Source organism: Luteibacter sp. HAY1-4A (assembly GCF_056755355.1).
Genome location: NZ_JBNDHZ010000005.1, coordinates 89,771 through 109,422 on the forward strand (window position 1 = coordinate 89,771; position 19,652 = coordinate 109,422).

A 19,652-nucleotide genomic window follows, 5' to 3' on the forward strand; every position below is an offset into this window, starting at 1 on the left:
TCGCTTCGTCAGGCGTTGGGGAAAACAGGTCGGCTGGCGTCGGCCAGCACACCCGGATTGAGGATCGAGGGTGGCCGGCCGGCGTGAGGACCATGCCCGAACGCCGCCAGCACATTGTCCACAGCCAGCGCCGCCATATCGCGACGTGTGTCGCGGCTTGCGCTGGCGATGTGCGGACTCAGCACGATATTTTCGAGTTGCAGCAGGCCGGGGTGCACGGCCGGCTCCCCTTCGAACACGTCGAGCGCCGCGGAGGCGATGACGCCGTTCGCCAGCGCCCTGGCAAGGGCCGCGTCGTCGACGATGCCGCCCCTCGCAATGTTCACGAGGGTGGCCGTCGGCTTCATCGCCGCCAGTTCCGCCGCACCGATGGCGTGTCGGGTCTGCGGCGTGAACGGCAGCACCAGCACGAGGTGGTCGGACTCCGCGAGCAGGGTGGCCTTGTCCACGTAGGTGGCGCCGCACTCGTGTTCGACGCCGGGTTCCAGCCGCGAACGGTTGTGGTAGATCACGCGGGAACGGAACCCCGCGGCGCGGCGCGCGATGGCCTGGCCGATGCGGCCCATGCCGAGGATGCCGAGCGTCTTGCCGTGCACGTCGGCACCCAGCCAGCCCTCGAAGCGGAAACCCTGCCACTGGCCTTGGCGCAGCCAGCGTTCGGCTTCGCCCACGCGGCGGGCCGCTGCGAGCAGCAACGCCCAGGCGTAATCCGCGACGGTTTCGCTGAGCACGTCGGGGGTGTTCGAGGCACCGATGCCCGCGGAGGTCAGCGCATCGAGATCGAGGTTGTTATAGCCCACGCCCAGGTTGGCCACGAAGCGCAGGCGCGGCGCGCCGGCAATCGCTTCCGCATCGATCCGCTCGGTAAGGCCCACGATCGCGGCGTCGGCGTCCGCCAGACGGGCGGCGCGATCGGCGGGCGTGAAGGTGCGCTCCTCCGCCTCGGCCCGTACCTCGAAATAAGGACGCAGCCGGTCGACGATGTCCGGGAAGAACGGACGGGAAACCCAGACCTTCGGCTTGCTCATGGTCTTCAGCCTTCGAAGGTACCCGGGATCCGCGGCGGCACCACGCCCACGTCCCCGCACTGCGCGCGGTGACGCAACGCCTGATCCATCAGTACGAGAGCCATCATCGCCTCGGCGATGGGCACGGCACGGATGCCGACGCAGGGGTCGTGGCGGCCCTTGGTCACCACTTCGGTGGGCTCGCCTGCCCGATCGATGCTGCGGCCGGGAACGAGGATGCTGGAGGTGGGCTTGAACGCCATCGACACCACCACGGGCTGGCCCGAGGCGATACCACCCAGGATGCCGCCGGCGTGGTTGGACAGGAATCCCGAGGCGGTCATCTCGTCGCGATGCTGTGTGCCGCGCTGGGCGACGGCGGCGAAACCGTCGCCGATCTCCACGCCCTTCACGGCGTTGATGGACATCATGGCGGCTGCCAGTTCGCCGTCCAGCTTGCCGTAGATGGGCTCGCCCCACCCTGCCGGCACACCGTCGGCCACGACGGTGACTTTCGCGCCCACGGAGTCGCCGGACTTGCGCAGGGCATCCATGTACGACTCGAGTTCGGCGACCTGGGCCTCGTGCGGCCAGAAGAAAGGGTTCGTTTCCACGACCGAGGCGTCGAAGCCGCGCGGCACGATCTCTCCGATCTGCGCCACGTGGCCGCGGACGGTCACGCCGTAGCGCTGCGCGAGCCACTTCTTGGCGATGACACCGGCGGCGACGCGCATGGTGGTTTCACGCGCCGAGGAGCGTCCACCGCCCCGCGGATCGCGCACGCCGTACTTCTGCCAGTAGGTGTAGTCGGCGTGCCCGGGGCGGAAGGTATCGAGGATGTTGCCGTAATCCTTGGACCGGGCATCGGTGTTGCGGATGAGCAGCGCGATCGGCGTGCCCGTGGTCACTCCCTCGTACACGCCGGAGAGGATTTCCACCTCGTCCGCCTCGCGGCGCTGCGAGGTATGGCGAGACCGGCCGGTGGCCCGGCGCTCGAGGTCGGCACGGAATTCGGCGGCATCGAGCGGAAGACCGGGCGGACAACCGTCCACCACGCATCCGATCGCCGGGCCGTGGCTTTCGCCGAAGGTGGTGACGGAGAGGAGCTTGCCGAACGTATTGGAGGACACGAATTTTCCGAAGGTCAGTTTCTTGCGGCGCGCACCGCGGCGATCTCCGCGGCATGCTCGACGAGGTCGCGCCTTTCGAGCGCGAAAATGCCCATGGGCCCGACCTTGAACTCCAGCCAGACGAAGGGCAAGCGCGGAAGGAGTTCCACGAGCGCGTGTTCGCTGTCGCCCACTTCCACGATGAGCAGGCCGTCGTCGCTGAGGTGGTGGGCCGCCTCGTCGAGGATGCGCAACGTGATGTCCAGTCCATCGTCCCCGGAGGTCAGGCCGAGGACGGGTTCGTGGCTGTATTCGGCCGGCATGGCGGCGTATTCGTCGTTGGTGACGTACGGCGGGTTGGACACGATGAGGTCGTATACCTCGCCTTCCAGCCCGGCGAACAAGTCGGACTTGATCGCGCGCACGCGGCCTTCCACGTGCTGGTACACGATGTTCTCGTTGGCGAGGGACAACGCGTCGTCGCTGACGTCGACGAGGTCGACCTGCCAGTCGGGGTTGTACTCGGCCATGGCGATGCCGATGCAGCCCGAACCGGTGCAGAGGTCGAGCGCGCGCTCCACGTGGCGGTCGTCCAGCCAGGGCGTGAAGCGGCTTTCGATGAGCTCGGCGATGGGCGACCGGGGCACGAGGGCGCGGCGGTCGCTCTTGAACTTGAGGCCGGCGAACCAGGTTTCGCCCACGAGGTAGGCCACCGGCACACGCTCGGTGACGCGCCGCTCGATCAGGGCCAGCACGGCCTCGCGCTCGGCGGCCACGAGCTTGCCGGCGCCATAGGCGGGAGGCAGGTCGGGCGGCAGGTGCAGCGCGGCCAGGACCAGATGGGTGGCCTCGTCGATCGGATTGTCGTGGCTATGCCCGAAAGTGAGTCCGGCGGCCGAGAAGCGGCTGGCGCCATAGCGGATGAAATCGATGATGGAGGACAGTTCGCTGGTCACGTGGGGGGCAATTCTGTGGGGCTGGCTCGTGAGTATAGCCGTCCGAGCGGTCCCCACGGGCCCTGTGGGAGCCGCTCCAGCGGCGATAGGGTCTCGCGAGAGTGCCCGCTGCCGCGGGATCGCCGGCATACCCGGCTCCCGCAACGTCCTACTGTATGCGGTCAGCCCTTAGGCCCCGGATCGCTCGTGGCAGCGTGCCCGTCTTCGTGATGCCCTGCGTAACGCCTCAAATACCGGGGCGTGGCCGGAACCGTGATGGCGACGTCGAACCAGCCCGAGCTTGCGGTGAGATCGAACGCCACCGTCATGCTGTCGCCCGCGGACAGCTCGATCATCCGCGCGGGTTCATCGCTGTACGCGTTCGCGAGGCGGCACGTCGTTGCCCGTGTCCCGCGATGCGAGAGCACGACCTCGATGCGCCGTACTCCGGGTATGCCGCGCACGTCCGCTTCGACGGCGTCTTCCGCGAAACCTCGCAGCGCGCAGAAGTAACCGTTGGGTCCGTGGATACGGCGGTCATACGCGTCGCCTGCCTTGGCGAGCTGCCAGCGATCCTCTAAGCGATCGCCCGCCGCCACTGCGTAACGGCGCGGCGGCGCTTCGCGATGGAGGCCGTCGTACACAAGGAAGGCGGCGCCGAGCTTGCCCTGGTTGTCGAAGGCGATGTGGCTGGCGCCGTCGCTCAGCCGATGGCGGACGGCCCATGCGTAGCCAAGTGGGCGTGCGGGGCGCGTGCCGGGTTCTTGCCGTGGCATCGCCTGTTCCGCGGGAACGAGGATGGGGGCCTTTCCTTCCGAGCCGGCCGGAACACCCAGCCTGGGCATGGCGGTGTCGCTGGTGCCCGCAAAATCGAACGCGCTGGTGAGGTCGCCGCAGACGGCACGGCGCCATGCGCTGATGTTCGGCTCCCCGACGCCGAAGCGTTTTTCGAGGAAGCGGAGCACGGACGTGTGGTCGAAGGTTTCGGAACAGACCCATCCGCCTCGCGACCAGGGAGAGATGACGATCATGGGAACGCGGTTGCCGAGGCCTACCGGTTGCAACCCGCCCGGGTCGCTTCCAGGCACGACGGGTGCCACGATGCGTGGATGGCGGTCGAGATCGACGATTTCGTCGCCCAAGCTGGCGACGAGCGCCGGTGAAACCATGCCCTCGCTGTCTTCTTCGCTCTCCAGCGGCGGCGCGGGCGGAACCACGTGGTCGAAGAAGCCGTCGTTCTCGTCGTAATTGAGGAACAGCACCGTACGGCTCCAGACTTTCGGATTGGCCGTGAGCGCTTCGATGACTTCGCGGATGTAATAGGCGCCGTCGGCGGGCGAGGCGTTCGGGTGTTCGCTGTACTTGTACGGCGCCACGATCCAGGTCACCTGAGGAAGGCGGTTACGCAGCACGTCTTTCCGCAGGTCACGCAGGGTGTGCGTGGAAACACCGTTGCGCACGAGCGAGCCGGAAGGCTCGGCGCCCTCCTTCACCTGGTAGCGCGCGAAGAACTCCAGCGAGTTGTCGGTGTAGTTGTCGGTGGGGGAACCGGGTTCTCCGGTGCCTCCCTGGTAAACGCGCCAGCTGACGCCCGCCTTTTCCAGCCGTTCGGGATAGGTCGTCCACGTGTAGCCGTTGGTCTCGGGGCGCTCTTCCGTGCCGGGCCCGTTGTCTTTCGTGCCCAGGCGGCCTGAGGGATCGGATGTGCCGCTCCACAGGTAGATGCGGTTGATGGCCGTGTCGGCGAGCGCGGAAGCGTGGTAGGCGTCGCAGATGGTGAAGGCATCCGCCAGCGCGTAATGGAACGCCGCATCGTCGCGGCGCAGGTACGCCATGGTGAGTACGTCCTGCTTCTGCTCGATCCAGCGGTCGTTGCGGCCGAGGTTCCAGGCGCCGTGCCCGCTGCTCCAGCCGTGGTCGGTGCCTTCGTGGTGGTCTCCGGAGGCGTGCGTGTCGAGGTGGAAGGGATACACCCATGCCACGTCGTCGCCCACGCCGCGCGATTTCCAGAACTTCGTATGGGTGGCGGTGAGCGGTTGCCGCCACACCGGATCGCCGTTGCCGAGTTCAAGCACGCGCGGGTCGCCGAAACCGCGCACGCCGCGCAGGCTGCCGAAGTAATGGTCGAACGACCGGTTTTCCTGCATGAGCACGACCACGTGCTCCACGTCGGCGATGGTGCCGGTGCGGCGGTCCGGTGGTGTGGCCAGGGCCTTGGCGATCGCGGCCGGGAAACCTTGCGCGACCAGCGATGCCGCCACGGTGGTGCCGGCGGCATGGAGGAATCGGCGGCGGTCGTGGGACACCATGCGGCTTCAGTCCCTCGCGAGCGATTCGATCAGCGCGGCATGCAGCGCGGGGGTGGCCGCCGCGACGACGCGCGCGCCGCTGTCCAGGCCCAGGGGCCGTCCTTCCCAGTCCGTCACCACGCCGCCGGCGGCTTCGACGACGGGGGCGATGGCGAGGTAGTCGTAAGGCATGAGGTTGGCCTCGATCACGGCATCGATGTGGCCCGATGCCAGCATGCCGTAACCATAGCAGTCGCCACCGAAGCGCCTTGCATACGCCTCGCGGCTGGTGCGGTCGAAGCGCTGCCATTCGTCGGGCGTGAACATGTCGGGCGTGGTGGTGTAGATCGTTGCCGACGCGAGGTTGTCGCAGGCGCTCGTACGGCACGGCCGGCCGTTCATCGTCGTGCCTGCCCGTGCGTGGCCGATCCAGCGTTCGTCGAGCGCGGGCATGTCGAGCACCCCGAGCACGGGACGGCCGCGATGGAGCAGCGCGATCAACGTGCCCCACAGAGGCCAGCCGGAGATGAAGCTGCGCGTGCCGTCGATGGGATCGATGGACCACACGAATTCCGCGTCCACGCGCGTGGCGCCATATTCCTCGCCCAGCAGCCCGTGCTCCGGCCACGCCAGCTCGATGCGCTCGCGCAGCATGGACTCCACGCCGCGATCCACCGCCGTGACGGGGCTCATGTCGCCCTTGAGCGTGACGTCGACGGGACGCCGGAAGCGCGGCAACGACAACGCGCGCGCATTGTCGGCGATGCCCGTGGCGAAGGCTTCGAACTGCTTCCGCTCGGCGGCGGACAAGGATTCCATCAACGACGCTCCTGGTTCGTAAAAGCGTGCGGGCTAGCGACGGCACGTTTCGGGGTGATGACAAAAACGGAAATATTCCTGTGGACGTATACGCCACAGGTTTGCAAATATACCCAAAACGCCACACCAGGTGTGACCCGGAAACGGTATGCGTCCCCATCGATACATCGCAAGCGTGATCCTGCTGCTGGCCGCCGGCGGTGCGGCGCGTGCAGGTACCGTCACGGTGTACTCGGCCCTGGAAAGCGACGAGATCGCCACCTACCTCGACGCGGCGAAGAAGGCGCTGCCGGACATCGACATCCACGTGCTTCGCCTGTCCAGCGGCGACCTGGCCGCACGGCTGCTCGCCGAGTCGCAACGTCCGCGCAACGACGCGATCTGGGGTATGGCCGTCACCGACATGCTGGATCCGCGGATCGCCGCCCTACTCGCGCCCGTGCATGGCACGCATATCGATCGTATGCCGGCCGCGTTTCGGGACGGCGACGCACGGTGGTTCGCCCCGACCGGCTTCCTTGCCGCCTTGTGCGTGAACCGCGAAGCGCTGGCGGACCAGGGCCTGCCGATGCCGCGCAGTTGGAAAGACCTCGCGTCGCCTGCTTACCGCGGGCAGATCGCCATGCCCGACCCGTCGTCGTCAGGCACCGGCTACATGCTCATCTCGTCGCTTTCCGACGCGGGACGCGATCCGGCCGGCATGGCCCTGACGCTCGGCATCGCGCGCAACGTGGGCCAGGTGACGCTGTCCGGATCGGCGCCATGCAAGCTCGCCCGCATCGGCGAATTCCCCATCGGCATTTCCTTCGCTTTCTCGGCCATGCAGGCGATCCGCCAGGGCTACCCGGTGACGATGGTGATTCCCGAGGGCGTGAGGGGGTACGAACTGGAAGCGTCGGCGCTCATGAAGGGCGCCTCGCGCAACGAAGATGCGCGGCGTTTCCTCGACTGGACCGCCTCGCCGGAGGCGGCGGCGCTCTATCGCGGCTACAAGGAAATCGTGGCGGCGCCCGGCAGCGTGCCGAGCGCGGAACAACAACGTGAAGGACTGCCCGTCGATCTCGTCGCCACGCTGCCGGCGCGCGATTTCGCCATGGCTGCGCGGGAACGCGCGGCGCTCATCGCCAGGTACAAGCGGCTGACGCGCTAGCGCGGCCTTGGGGAGTTCAGGGGAATGCATCTGCGGATCGACGACATCGCGAAGTCATGGGACGGGCACACGGTGCTCGACCGCGTGTCCTTCGCCGCGCGCGAGAACGAGTTCGTGTGCCTGCTCGGTCCCAGCGGCTGCGGCAAGACCACACTGCTGCGCATCGTTGCCGGACTGACCGCACCCGACGCCGGCCGCATCAGCCTGGCCGGTCGCGACATCACCGCCCTTCCCGCCCGCGAGCGGCGCATGGGCCTCGTATTCCAGGCGTATTCGCTGTTTCCGGACATGACGGCGGCCGCGAACGTCGGTTATCCGATGCGCCTGCGCCGCGACTCGCCGGCGAAGATCGCCGCCCGTTGCAGCGAGCTGCTGGAGCGCGTGGGCCTGGGCGGACTCGGTGCCCGTTTTCCCGACGAACTTTCGGGCGGACAACAACAACGCGTGGCGCTTGCTCGCGCCCTCGCGACCGAACCGGCGATGCTGTTGCTCGACGAACCGCTGAGCGCGCTCGATCCCGCCATTCGCGGACAGTTGCGCAGCGAGATCCGCCTGCTCCAGCGCGCCCTCGGCATTCCCACCATCATGGTCACGCACGACCAGGAAGAAGCGCTGGCCATGGCGGACACCATCGTCTGCATGAACCATGGGCGCATCGAACAGACGGGCACACCGCGCGACCTGTACGAGCGCCCGCGCTCGCGCTTCGTCGCCGAGTTCGTGGGGCGCGCGAACCTGCTGCCGACGTCGTTCGTGCGCGACACCCTGCCCGGCTTCCTCGAACGCCGTCCGCCCGGCGGCGAGGCCACCTACGAGTTCTGCCTGCGCCCCGAGGACGTGCTGGTCCAGAGCGATCCGCGCGGCGAAGCCGTGGTCGAAGATTTCGTCTTCCTGGGCAACCTGGCGCGGGTGACGCTTGCCTGGCGCGGACGGCGCCTGCTGGCCGAACTGCGGGGAAACAGCGCCCTGGCCCGCGGCGAAACGGTGTCGGTGGACGCCTTGCGCGGCGCGTGGGTATGCGCATGAGCGTAAGCGCCCGTGCATCCGGCCTGTGGCTCCTGGCGCTACCCGCGCTGGGCCTGGTCCTGTTTTTCCTGCATCCGCTGGCGACGGTGCTGTGGCGAAGCGTGACCGACGCCCAGGGCGCCCTGACCTTCGGCAATTACCTGCGATTGTTCGACGACCCCGGCCTGCCGCGCGCCGCCCTGCGCAGCCTTGCCATCGGCATCGCCACGACCGCGTGCTGCGTCCCCCTCGGCCTCGCGCTGGCGATGGCGCTGCACCGCTCGCGCCTTCCCGGCAAGGCGTTCATCCGCGGCGCACTGCTCTTGCCGATGCTGGCACCTTCCCTCGTGCTCGGCCTCGGCCTCGTGTGCCTCCTCGGCCGCAACGGTCTCGTCCATCGCCTGACCGGCGCGACGACCGACATCTATGGGTTCTGGGGCCTGCTCATCGCGAATACGCTGTACGGACTGCCGCAGGTGGTCATCATCGTGTCGGCCGCGCTGGCCCGCACGCCTGCCCGGCACTATGACGCCGCGGCGTCGATGGGTGCCACGTCGTGGCGGCAGTTCCTGGACGTGACGATCCCGCGCCTGCGCTTCGCCCTTCTCGCTGGCGCGTTCCTCGTCTTCACCGAAACGCTCACCGACTTCGGCAGCGCGGTGGTGGTCGGCGGAAACTATCGCGTGCTGGCGATGGAGATCTACAGCGAAGTCGTGGGCCAGCTGGATTTCGGCATGGGTGCGACGCTGGGGGTCGTGCTGCTCGCGCCGGCCTTGCTTTCGGTGTGGCTCGCGCGCATCGCGCGGCGTCGCCAGGACACCGGCGACGCCATGCCAGGCCGCATGCTGGTGCCCGCGAAGCACGCGGGACGCGATACCGCCCTCGGTGCACTGAGTCTCCTCGCCGTGCTTCCGCTGGTGGCGGTGGTGGGTACGGTGGCCTACGTGAGCGTCGTGAAGCTCTGGCCTTACGACCGCACGCTCACGCTGGCGAACTACACGGGTGGCATGCCGGACGGCTATGGGCCCGTCGCGACGTCGCTGGGCATGTCGCTGCTCGCCGCCTGCGTCGGATCGGTTCTCGTGTTCGCGCTGGCCGCCGGCCTGCGCCACGCGCCGCGTGCCGTCGCGCGCCCCATGCAATTCCTCGCGTCGCTTCCGGCCGCCGTACCGGGCATGGTGCTGGGACTGGGATACGTGCTGGCGTTCGATCACGGCGCCCTGTCCGGATGGTTCTACGGCGGGATCGCCATCGTCTCGTTCTGCAGCCTCTACCACTACCACGCGCAGGCGTTCCTCGCGATGCAGACCGGCATGCGGCAGGTGCCCGAAGCACTCGACGATGCGGTGGCGGTATCCGGCGGAGGCACCGGCCACGTGCTGCGCGACGCCGTGCTGCCTTTCGTGGCACCGGCCGCCATTTCCACCTTCTTCTACCTGTTCATGCGCTCCATGGTGACGCTGTCCGGCGTGATCTTCCTGGTGACGCCCGACCTCGGCCTCGCCTCCGTCACCGTGATGCGCCTGGACGAAAACGGCTTCCTCGCGCAAGCGGCCGCCTACGCGATGTGCGTGGTGCTGGCCGGCGCGCTCGCGCTCGGCGCGATGCGCCTCCTCCTCCACGTCCTCAAGGAACGACGTCATGTGGCATGAAGAACGACATTCCCGTATCCGCGACCTCCTCCGCGCCAGCGGCCAGGTCTCCGTGGAGCGCATCGTCACGGAACTGGGCGTTTCGCGCGAGACGATCCGGCGCGATCTCGTCGAACTGGCCGAGCGCGGCGAGATCCGGCGTGTGCACGGCGGTGCCGTACTCACCGGCGACGAGCCGCCGATCGACGTGCGCCACGCCACCCGCGTGCGCGAGAAGCGCGCCATCGCGAAGAAGGTCGCCACGCTGGTGGAAAGCGGACAGACCATCTTCATGGATGCGGGCAGCACCATGAACCTGGTGGCCGAGGCGCTCGCCACGCGCAGCGGGCTCACCATCGTGACCAACGCCGTCGACGTGGCCGCGCGCTTCGCCGCGCGCCCCGGCAACGAGGTGCACCTGCTCGGCGGGCGCTTCAACGCGCAGATCGGATGCACGCAAGGCGCCGCCACCGTGGCCGAGATCGTCCGCTACCAGCCGCACCTCGCCATCGTGTCCCCCGTGGGCATCGACGCGAAGGCCGGTGCCAGCAGTTTCGAGATGGAAGAAGCCGAGGTCGCGAGGGCGATGTGCGCGAACGCGCGACGCATCGTGATCGCGGCCGACCATTCCAAGATCGGCGTACGCAGCCGCGTCGCCTGGTGTCCCGCGGACCGCATCGACGTGCTCGTTACCGATCGCCGTTCGGAACGCTCGCGCGCCATCGCCGATCTTCGTAAGGCCGTGGGCGATATCGCCTACGCCTGAAACAACCCGCGCCAGGAAGGCCAACGTCGCACCTGTTTTCAATCGATAGAAATTTCCCGCCACACACAACACGCCTTCCCGGAGCATCCCATGCATTCCCGCCCCAACTTTCGACGTACCCTCTTGTGCGCCGCCGTCGCGGCCTCCCTGTCCGGCGTGGCCTTCGGCCAGGCCACCACCGGCCGCATCGCCGGCCAGGCACCGGCGACCGCCGGCGAAACCGTGCTCGTCGAGGGCAGCAACGGTCTCGTACGCGAAGTGCCGGTGGATGCCCGCGGCCGCTACTCGGTCGAATCCCTGCCGCTTGCCACCTACAAGGTTTCGCTCAAGTCCAACGGTCAGGTCGTCGACAGCCGCGACAACGTCACGCTGCGCGTCGGCGCCGCCACCGACGTCTCGTTCGAAGGCGCAGGCGGCACGGGCGACGCCCAGCAGCTCGAGGGCGTGACGGTCTCCGCGACGAGCCTGCCCAAGATCGACGTCGCCACGGTGGCCTCCAGCACCGTCATCACCTCCCAGGACATGGCCCGCCTTCCGCTGGCACGCACGGCCGAGGCCGTGGCCCTGCTCGCCCCTGGCGCCTCGCCCGGCGCGCGCGGCTTCAAGGGCGCCTTCGGCAATACGCTGGTGAGCTTCGCCGGCTCGTCGGTCACGGAGAACGCGTACTACATCAATGGCATGAACACGACTGACCCGCTCAGCGGCTTCGGCGGCATCACGCTGCCCTACGGTGCGGTGGACCAGCAGGAAATATTGAGCGGTGGTTATTCGGCAATGTACGGTCGCTCCGACGGCGGCGTGATCAGCCAGGTGGGCAAGCGCGGCACCAACGAATGGCACTTCGGTGCGCAGGTGCTGTGGGAACCCGACTTCGCCCGGGCCAGTGCGCGGAACATCAAGTACGGGCACAACAATCCCAATCCGCCGGGCTCCACGTTCCAGCGCAATGACGACAACCACGAGCACAGCAGCACCATCAGCGCCTATGCGGGCGGCCCGCTGATCAAGGACACGCTCTACGCTTTCGCCGCCGTGGAAATGGAGCGCAGCGAGGGCAACAGCATCGGCGACGTGAACCATGCCTACGACACGCGGTACACGTACAAGGACCCGAAGTGGTACGGCAAGCTCGACTGGAACATCAACGACAGCAACATCCTCGAGCTGACCGGCGTGAACCAGACGCATCGTAGCAACGGCAACAAGTACGCCTACGATTACGACGACCAGACGATCGGCGACTACGCCGGCACCGACTACACGTACAAGACCAAGGCGATGGTGTATGTCGCCAAGTACACCAGCTACATCACCGACGACCTCACGCTGACCGCCCTCTACGGCAAGTCGAAGCTCACGTACTACAACGAACCGCCGTTCACCGGCGTCACCGGCCCCTTCATCGGCGGCGTGAACCAGCAGAACCCGGCCCTCAACGGCGGTTCGCCGATCAGCAACGGGCAGACGCTGGACACGGTGGACAACCCCGACCACGAGTCCACGAACCGCAACCTCCGCATCGACCTGAACTACAAGATCGGCACGCACTCGATCACCGCCGGCATCGACAACCAGGATTCGCACGACATCGACGACGGCACCACCATCGGCGGCGACGGATACGAACTCTGGTACGGCAAGCAGGATCCCAACCTCAACATCAGCGACAACCCCTTCGTGGGTAAGCCTGGCGACTATCCCGGCGGCCAGAACGGCTATTTCGCCTACTACCGCCACTACAACACGCTGGCCTCCGTGCGCGTGAAACAGCGCGCCCAGTACGTGATGGACGACTGGCAGGTTACCGACCGCCTGCTGCTGTCGCTGGGTCTGCGCAACGACCAGTTCACGAACTACAACCCCGAAGGCAAGCCGTACCTCAAGTTGACCAAGCCGCAGTGGGCGCCGCGCCTGGGCTTCAGCTGGGACGTGAACGGCGACTCCTCGATGAAGGTGTACGGCAATGCCGGGCGCTACTTCCTCGCCATGCCTGCTTCGGTGGCGCTGCGCACGTCCGCCGGCTCGCTCGCGGTGAACCAGTACTTCACCTATACCGGCATCGACTCGCACGGCCTGCCCACCGGCATCACGTACATCGCCTCCCAGACCGGCGGCGGCGTGTCGCCCAACGGTGAATACGGCCAGGCCCCTGACCCGCGTACCGTCAGCAGCAAGAACATCAAGTCGGAATACCAGGACGAGTTCATCCTCGGCATGGACCAGCAGTTGAACGCGAACTGGGTGTGGGGCGCCAAGGCCACGGTGCGCAAGCTGCGCAACGCGCTCGACGACGTGTGCGACAACGGTGCTATCAGCCGCGCCGCGCAGGCCCAGGGTGCCGACATCGACGCGCTGACCATCGGCAGCTGCTACCTGTCCAATCCGGGCCGGGCCAATGTCTACCAGTTGAAGAAGGACGGCGGCGGTTACTACAACGTCACGGTCACCAACGACGACTTCGGCTTCAGCCACCTGAAGCGCAACTACTACGGCCTGGACCTGTACCTGTCGCACCCGTTCGACGGCACGTGGTCGGGCAAGGTGGACTACCTGTTCTCGCGCAGCTACGGCAACACCGAAGGCCAGGTGCGCTCCGACGTGAACCAGGGATCGGTCGCGGCGTCGCGTGACTGGGATTACGCCACGCTGATGGATTACGCCAACGGCTACCTCGCCAACGACCGCAAGCACCAGCTGAAGCTGTACGGCTCCTACCAGATCGCTCCCGAATGGATGGTGTCGGCCAACCTCACGATTCAGTCGGGCTTGCCCAAGTCCTGCCTTGGCCGCTACGGCGCCGACGAGAGCGACCCGTCCGGCTACGGCAGCTACTACCACTTCTGCTTCGGCGAACCCTCGGCGTACGGCGCGAAGGGCCGCCAGCCGTGGGAAGAGCTGCTCGACGTGAATGTCGAGTACCGTCCGCTCTGGGCCGATCGCAAGCTGGCCTTCAACGTGTCGGTATTCAACCTGCTGAACCAGCAGCGGGCGGAGTCGACCAATCCCGTGTCCGGCAGCAGCGGTTCCGTGAACGACGGTTATGGACAGGTCAACAGCTACACCACGCCTCGTTACGCGCGCCTCGGCGTCACGTACGATTTCTGACGGAGACGTCATGCACGCACTGCTGCGAATCGGTTTCGCCGCGCTCGCCGCCGGGGTCCTCGCGACTCCGGCGGCTGGGGGCGAACGTACCTATAAAGACCTTCCGACCGAGATCCCGGCACATTTCGCGCCGACGAATCACGGCTTCGACTTCGAACGACGTACCGTCGACATTCCCATGCGCGACGGCGTGAAGCTGCATACCGTGATCCTCGTACCTAAGGGTGCCAAGCACGCCGGGATGCTCCTCACCCGTACGCCTTACGGCGCCGACGGCATGGGCCACCGTGGTGACAGCCCGCACCTGGGCCCGACCTTGCGCGGCTACGACAATCCCGCGGACGTCGTAGTGCAGGACGGGTACATCCGGGTCATCCAGGACATCCGTGGCAAGCACGGTTCCGAAGGCGACTTCGTGATGAACCGGCCGCCGATCGGCCATGGCAATCCCACCGCCGTGGATGAATCCTCCGATATCTATGACACCATCGACTGGCTGGTGAAGCACGTGCCGGAGTCCAACGGGAAAGTCGGCATCATCGGCATTTCCTACGATGGCTTCGAGGCGATGATCGCCACCATTCGCCCACATCCGGCCCTGAAGGTCGCCGTACCCATCAATCCCATGATCGACGGATGGATGGGCGACGACTGGTTCCATCGTGGCGCGTTCCGCCAGCAGATGATCCCGTACATCTACGGCATGGTGAACTCGCGCGGCAGCGACATCGGCTGGACCAGCGGGTATCGCGACGATTACGACCTTTATCTCCACTACGGCTCCGCCGGCGACGTCGGCCGCGCCTATGGCATGGAAGCGCTCGGCTTCTGGCAGAAGCTGCTGGCCCATCCCGCCTACGACAGCTTCTGGTCGGAACAGGCACTGGACCGCGTCGCCGCGAAGGAACCCATGACGGTGCCCACCATGCTGGTGCACAGCCTGTGGGACCAGGAAGACAACTACGGCGACATGGCCGTGTACCGCGCCCTCGCGCCGCGAGACCCGGAGCACAAGAAACTCTGGCTGGTCATCGGCCCGTGGCGCCACGCCAAGACCTGGGAAAATGGGGACACGATCGGCGCCGTCCGCCTGGGCAGCGATACAGGCACGACGTTCCGGCAGGAGATCCTCCGCCCGTTCCTGGCGCAGTACCTGAAGGACGATGCGCCGCATGCGGATATCGCCCCCGTGAATGCCTTCGTCACCGGGCAGAACGTATGGCGGAAGCTCGACAGCTGGCCGTCCAGTTGCCGGCAGGGCTGCGCACCGGCCACGCAGCGCTGGTACGTGGAAGCCGACGGCGTTCTGGGCGAAACCGTGCCTTCGCCTGGCGCGGACGAATACGTGTCCGACCCGGCCAAGCCGGTGCCGTATCGAATTCGCCCCATCCAGCCGTGGTCGCATGGCGTACCCGACCAGGTAGACAGCTGGCCGGAATGGCTGGTGGACGACCAACGCCAGTTCGCCACGCGTACCGATGTGCTTACCTACGTTTCGCCGGTGCTCGACCGCCCGATGGGCGTTGCCGGCGAACCGCTGGTGCACCTGCTCGCCTCCACCAGTGGCACGGACAGCGACTGGGTGGTGAAGCTGATCGACGTGTATCCCGACGAAGTCGAACAACAACCTTCGATGGGCGGCTACCAGTTACCCATCGCCATGGAGATTTTCCGCGGCCGCTACCGCGAAGGCTATGACACGCCCAAGGCACTCGCGCCGGACAAGCCGCTGGAATACCGCTTTCCGCTGCCGACGGTGAACCACGTGTTCCAGCCCGGCCACCGCGTGATGGTGCAGATCCAATCCAGCTGGTTCCCGCTCTACGACCGCAACCCGCAGACGTTCGTACCGAACATCTTCAATGCGAAGCCGGGCGATTACCGCAAGGCAACGCAACGCGTGCTGCGCGACGGCCAGAACGGTACCTACCTGGAACTCCCCATCACAAAATGACGTACCCCTGTAGGAGCCGCTACAGCGGCGAGGGGATCTGGCGGCGGTGTCGCAGGATTTCCGCGCCGCTGTAGCGGCTCCTACAGTCAAGCGATCTACGCGATAAGCACGCCTGACGATCAATCCTTGGCCAACGCACTACCCATGTGGACGACCAGGTTGTCGATGCGCAGGATGCCGCCTTCGAAGGTGGTGCTTAGGTGTATCTCGCGGACCGTCGCGCCTGGGGGTGCGTGGCAGCTGTAGTTACCGGCGTGCACCGTGGCGCCCGACCACGAAGCGGTTTCGGGGCCATTGCTGAAAACGCAGCCGAGCTGCACGGCCTGCTCGCCCGGGGTCTGGATCCAGTAGTCGAACGATGCGTCGCTACCGTGAATGCCGGGTGCCAGGACGATGCTGGTGAGGTTCGCGCTCTTGCCCACGCCCGGACGGATGGCGAGATAGCGCCCCGAGAGCGGACGCATGCCGGCCTCGGCCCGTTCGCCGTAAAGGAACGGACCGCGTTTCGAGGCGGCGATCGTGAATAGCCCGCCGGGATCCTTGAATGGCGTGACGATGCTTCCACTAGGAAGCCCGTCGAAACCGATCACCTGCGCGGCGCCTGGCGCCATGACCTCCTGTGCCCCCGCCGAAGCGAGGGCACAGAAGAAGAGCAACGTTCCGGCAAGCTGGGCGCGCATCCCACACACATCGACCTTGGCGCGTGAAGAAACCGTACAGGACGCGCGAGCTTGCCGAAACGGCCTACCTCAACGCTTGCCGCCGTCTATGGGCCCCGGGTCGGGACCCCGCAACTGCGATGTCGGCACTCCGCGATAGCCCCAGTCCTCCATGGCGACCTCCTCGATCACCACATGAGTTACTTCCGGCGATTTCCCGAGTACGCGTTCCAGTGTTTCGGTGATCTCGGCAATCACCTGCGCCTTCTGCGCAGGTGTGTTGCCTTCACGAGTGATGCGAACGTTGACGAAGGGCATGGCGGCGTTACCAGCGGCCGGTGCTCGCACCGCCGTCGACCGGCAGCACGACACCGTTGGTGAAGGAACTGCGCACCAGGTAGACCACCGCTTCCGCGATGTCTTCCGGGCGACCCAGCCGGTTCATCGGATTCAAACCGCTGAGGAACTCATGGGTTTCCGGTGAATGCATCGGCGTTTCGATGATACCCGGGGCTACGGCACTCACCCGGACGTTGTACGGGGAAAGCTCGAGGGCGAGCGCGCGGGTCATGTCGTTCAGTCCGCCCTTGATCAGCACCGCCATCGCGGCCGTTACGTTGCGGTCCGGGTGAAGGCCGATGTTCGCGGTGATGTTGACGATGTGGCCCGACTTGCGCGCCGTCATATGCCGCGCGGCGACCTGCGACGGATAGACCACGCCGCGCAGGTTCGTGTCGATCATCGCGTCGATGTCCTGCACGGTGTAGTCGGTGAAGGGCTTGGCGATGAAGATGCCGGCATTGTTGACCAGCACGTCCACCTGGCCGAACGCTTCGATGGCGTGGTCGAACAGCCGCTCGGAGGTTTCGGGCAGCGCGATGTCGCCGGCGACCGTGAGGAAGCGGTCGCTGTTGCCGAGGGCCTTGGCGGCCTCGTCGAGGCGGGCCTGGCTGCGGCCATTGCCGACCACGTTGTAGCCGAGGTCGAGGAACGCCTTGGCGATGGCGAAGCCGAGGCCGCTGGAGGCGCCGGTGACGATGACGGTGTTACGGGTGCTCATGGTGTGCTCCGGATGATGGATGGATGCCGGCTCGGTGGCCGGGCTTGCCACACAATCTATTGATGCGCCGCCTGCTGATAAATATGATCCGGAGCAAATTACCCATTACATGGTGTAAAGCATGCACCGCCAATTCGACGACCTCATGCTCGGCAGCATCGAGCTCTTCTGCCTCGCCGGAGAACTGGGCGGCTTCACCGCCGCCGCCACGGCCGCCGGCGTGACGCCGGCCGCGGTAAGCCGGTCGGTGGCCCGGCTGGAAGCTCGTCTCGGCGTGCGCCTGTTCGTGCGCAGCACGCGCCAGATCCGCCTTACCGACGCCGGGCGCGTCTACATGGAACAGTGCCGGCAGGCCTTGTCGCAGTTCGCCGATGCGGAGCGCATGGCCAGCGGACAGGAGGCGCAGCTGTCGGGCCGGCTCAGGATCAGCGCACCGACGACGTACGCGCACTACCGCCTTCTACCCGCCCTGCCGGCCTTCCACCGCGAACATCCCGGCATCCGTCTCGACCTGCACATCAGCAATCGCAACATCGGCTTCGCCGACGAGGCCTTCGACCTCGCAATCCGCGTTCGCGCGCCGCTCGATTCGTCGTTGATCGGACGGCACCTCGAAGACAGCCCTCTTGTAGTGGTCGCTTCTCCCGTGTACCTCGCCACGCACGGAACGCCGCGCACACTCGCGGACCTGGCCGGGCACGAGTGCATCCAGTTCGATCTTCCGAGCAGTGGCCGACGCATTCCCTGGCTCTTCCGCCAGGACGGCACGGACGTGGAGTTCGAGGCAGAGAGCAGCTACACGGTTTCGGAAGACGTGCTGGGCGGCGTCACGCTGGCGCGAGCCGGCGCGGGCCTGTTCCAGGCCTACCGTTTCGTGGTGCGGAAGGATCTCGAGGATGGCTCGCTGGTCGAAGTACTGGCCGATCTCGGCGGCCGCTCCCGGCCGTACAACCTCCTTTATCCACATAGCCGGTTCGTGCCGCGCCGCGTTCGCGCCTTCATCGACTTCCTGACCGCACACGTCGTCGGAACGCCGTGAAGCTGCGCGCTCTCACTCGAACTGGTTCCCGCCGCACGATCGCAACCCGCAGACGCTATGGCCTGAACAGGACATCGTCGAACCTGACGAGCTTTGAGTGGTTATCGAAAGATATCTTCGAGAAAGTTCCTCTAGATCCGCAAGCGAATGCATAGTAGCCATTTTCATAGACACCGCCTGGAACGGTCCCCCCTGAACAAAAAAAGGTGACCGCGAGATAAGGTTCATAGACTTCACTGGATACGCGGACATCTATTTCCCGATAGGTTTTTCCGGGTGAAGCACTGATGATCAGCGGCGCGGATGTCTGCAGGTGCATACCGGTTTGCGCCGATCTCGCAATAGACATGGAAGCGCCCTCGGCGAATGGAGAACCGTTGGTATACGTTATTTTGGTTACGCCGGACTGCTCAGGCATTTCGTCAAAGTCGACCAGGGTTTGGTCCGGATCGATGCCAGTGCCCGGATCCGACCCACCCGGATCGGGTACTGCTTGTTCCGTTTCGTTATACGCAAACGTGGCAGTTCCTGCAGGGGACGAGGGAAAGGTGAGTTGAATGACCGGGGCGAACTGGTTAAAGGCTGCCTTGTAGCGGCGCTGGTCATCCTTTGCTTTGTCGCGGGCGCTGGAGTCGCCGCTGAGATAGAAGAAGGCACGAATCGGGACGACTGCGTTCTGTGCCCAACTGGCCATTCGAACCTCGTTCTGGGTGTACCAGTCGGCAGGCGACATTAGCCTTCTGCCATCGATGAAAGCCCTGAAATAGGCTGCCGTGGATGGTGCCCCGGCACGTACGTTCCATCCGCATTGCCCAATATATTTGGTCCAACCCGACAGCGCATTGAAGTGAGTGATCCATCCGCTGCCGGTGGCTATGCCTTGCTGGTCACAAGGACGGCTGCCCTCGCCCCCACTCGCATGCTCCCCGCAGCCGTTCGACTCACGGAAGTTCGTGTCGGCGTCGTGGGGAAATACGCAGAGGACATTGATGACGCCAGATCCTGCTGCACCGGCGTCCTTGGGATAAAAAATAAACCCGTTTTTGTAGTTGAAGACCGTACCCGCAAAAGTGGCATCGGAACGCAGCCAGGAAAATGACACGCCCGTCGACGACGGGTTGGGGT

Annotated in this window: 16 protein-coding genes; 7 read left to right on the forward strand and 9 right to left on the reverse strand. The window is 66.1% G+C overall.

Annotated features, from left to right (window positions below):
- Positions 1–8: 8 nt before the first annotated feature.
- The 5 genes from ACPYOD_RS02770 to hisN form a co-directional block, all read right to left on the reverse strand.
- On the reverse strand, positions 9–1,028 hold the full coding sequence (locus ACPYOD_RS02770) for a 2-hydroxyacid dehydrogenase (RefSeq protein WP_481300202.1): 1,020 nt from the start codon (positions 1,026–1,028) through the stop codon (positions 9–11).
- Between the two features lie 5 nt (positions 1,029–1,033).
- On the reverse strand, positions 1,034–2,137 hold the full coding sequence (gene aroC, locus ACPYOD_RS02775; RefSeq protein WP_481300203.1) for a chorismate synthase: 1,104 nt from the start codon (positions 2,135–2,137) through the stop codon (positions 1,034–1,036).
- 14 nt (positions 2,138–2,151) lie between these two features.
- On the reverse strand, positions 2,152–3,084 hold the full coding sequence (gene prmB, locus ACPYOD_RS02780) for a 50S ribosomal protein L3 N(5)-glutamine methyltransferase (protein ID WP_481300218.1): 933 nt from the start codon (positions 3,082–3,084) through the stop codon (positions 2,152–2,154).
- 149 nt (positions 3,085–3,233) lie between these two features.
- A complete protein-coding gene (locus ACPYOD_RS02785; protein WP_481300204.1) occupies positions 3,234–5,360 on the reverse strand; it encodes a phosphocholine-specific phospholipase C in 2,127 nt (708 codons plus the stop codon).
- A gap of 6 nt (positions 5,361–5,366) precedes the next feature.
- Positions 5,367–6,158, reverse strand: a complete 792-nt coding sequence (gene hisN / locus ACPYOD_RS02790; RefSeq protein ID WP_481300205.1) for a histidinol-phosphatase — start codon at positions 6,156–6,158, stop codon at positions 5,367–5,369.
- A gap of 148 nt (positions 6,159–6,306) precedes the next feature.
- On the opposite strand from hisN, the gene ACPYOD_RS02795 reads away from it, so the two are divergent.
- From ACPYOD_RS02795 to ACPYOD_RS02820, 6 genes are all read left to right on the forward strand, one after another.
- Complete coding sequence (locus tag ACPYOD_RS02795; protein ID WP_481300206.1) at positions 6,307–7,308, forward strand: extracellular solute-binding protein; 1,002 nt, start codon at positions 6,307–6,309, stop codon at positions 7,306–7,308.
- A gap of 24 nt (positions 7,309–7,332) precedes the next feature.
- Positions 7,333–8,334: an ABC transporter ATP-binding protein gene (locus ACPYOD_RS02800; RefSeq protein ID WP_481300207.1), complete on the forward strand. Its 1,002-nt coding sequence runs from the start codon at positions 7,333–7,335 to the stop codon at positions 8,332–8,334.
- Positions 8,331–9,965 carry an ABC transporter permease subunit gene (locus tag ACPYOD_RS02805; RefSeq protein ID WP_481300208.1) on the forward strand — a complete coding sequence of 545 codons (1,635 nt, stop codon included), beginning with the start codon at positions 8,331–8,333 and terminating at the stop codon, positions 9,963–9,965. Before ACPYOD_RS02800 ends, ACPYOD_RS02805 begins: the two co-directional genes overlap by 4 nt.
- Positions 9,955–10,710 carry a DeoR/GlpR family DNA-binding transcription regulator gene (locus ACPYOD_RS02810; RefSeq protein WP_481300209.1) on the forward strand — a complete coding sequence of 252 codons (756 nt, stop codon included), beginning with the start codon at positions 9,955–9,957 and terminating at the stop codon, positions 10,708–10,710. Before ACPYOD_RS02805 ends, ACPYOD_RS02810 begins: the two co-directional genes overlap by 11 nt.
- 90 nt (positions 10,711–10,800) lie before the next feature.
- Positions 10,801–13,815 carry a TonB-dependent receptor gene (locus ACPYOD_RS02815; protein WP_481300210.1) on the forward strand — a complete coding sequence of 1,005 codons (3,015 nt, stop codon included), beginning with the start codon at positions 10,801–10,803 and terminating at the stop codon, positions 13,813–13,815.
- 19 nt (positions 13,816–13,834) lie between these two features.
- Complete coding sequence (locus tag ACPYOD_RS02820; RefSeq protein ID WP_481300219.1) at positions 13,835–15,769, forward strand: CocE/NonD family hydrolase; 1,935 nt, start codon at positions 13,835–13,837, stop codon at positions 15,767–15,769.
- Positions 15,770–15,888: 119 nt separating this feature from the next.
- Here ACPYOD_RS02820 and ACPYOD_RS02825 read toward each other — a convergent pair whose 3' ends face one another.
- The 3 genes from ACPYOD_RS02825 to ACPYOD_RS02835 form a co-directional block, all read right to left on the reverse strand.
- A complete protein-coding gene (locus tag ACPYOD_RS02825) occupies positions 15,889–16,380 on the reverse strand; it encodes a hypothetical protein (RefSeq protein WP_481300211.1) in 492 nt (163 codons plus the stop codon).
- A 138-nt stretch (positions 16,381–16,518) separates the two neighbouring features.
- Entirely contained in the window at positions 16,519–16,746 is a 228-nt protein-coding gene (locus ACPYOD_RS02830) for a tautomerase family protein (protein WP_481300212.1), read from the reverse strand.
- 7 nt (positions 16,747–16,753) lie between these two features.
- The gene (locus ACPYOD_RS02835) at positions 16,754–17,488 is read right to left on the reverse strand and encodes an SDR family NAD(P)-dependent oxidoreductase (protein WP_481300213.1); all 735 of its coding nucleotides are present in this window, start codon (positions 17,486–17,488) and stop codon (positions 16,754–16,756) included.
- A gap of 121 nt (positions 17,489–17,609) precedes the next feature.
- On the opposite strand from ACPYOD_RS02835, the gene ACPYOD_RS02840 reads away from it, so the two are divergent.
- Complete coding sequence (locus ACPYOD_RS02840) at positions 17,610–18,527, forward strand: LysR family transcriptional regulator (RefSeq protein WP_481300214.1); 918 nt, start codon at positions 17,610–17,612, stop codon at positions 18,525–18,527.
- 55 nt (positions 18,528–18,582) lie between these two features.
- Here ACPYOD_RS02840 and ACPYOD_RS02845 read toward each other — a convergent pair.
- Positions 18,583–19,652, reverse strand: a 1,070-nt coding sequence (locus tag ACPYOD_RS02845) for a hypothetical protein (RefSeq protein WP_481300215.1), incomplete at its 5' end; no start/stop codon positions are given.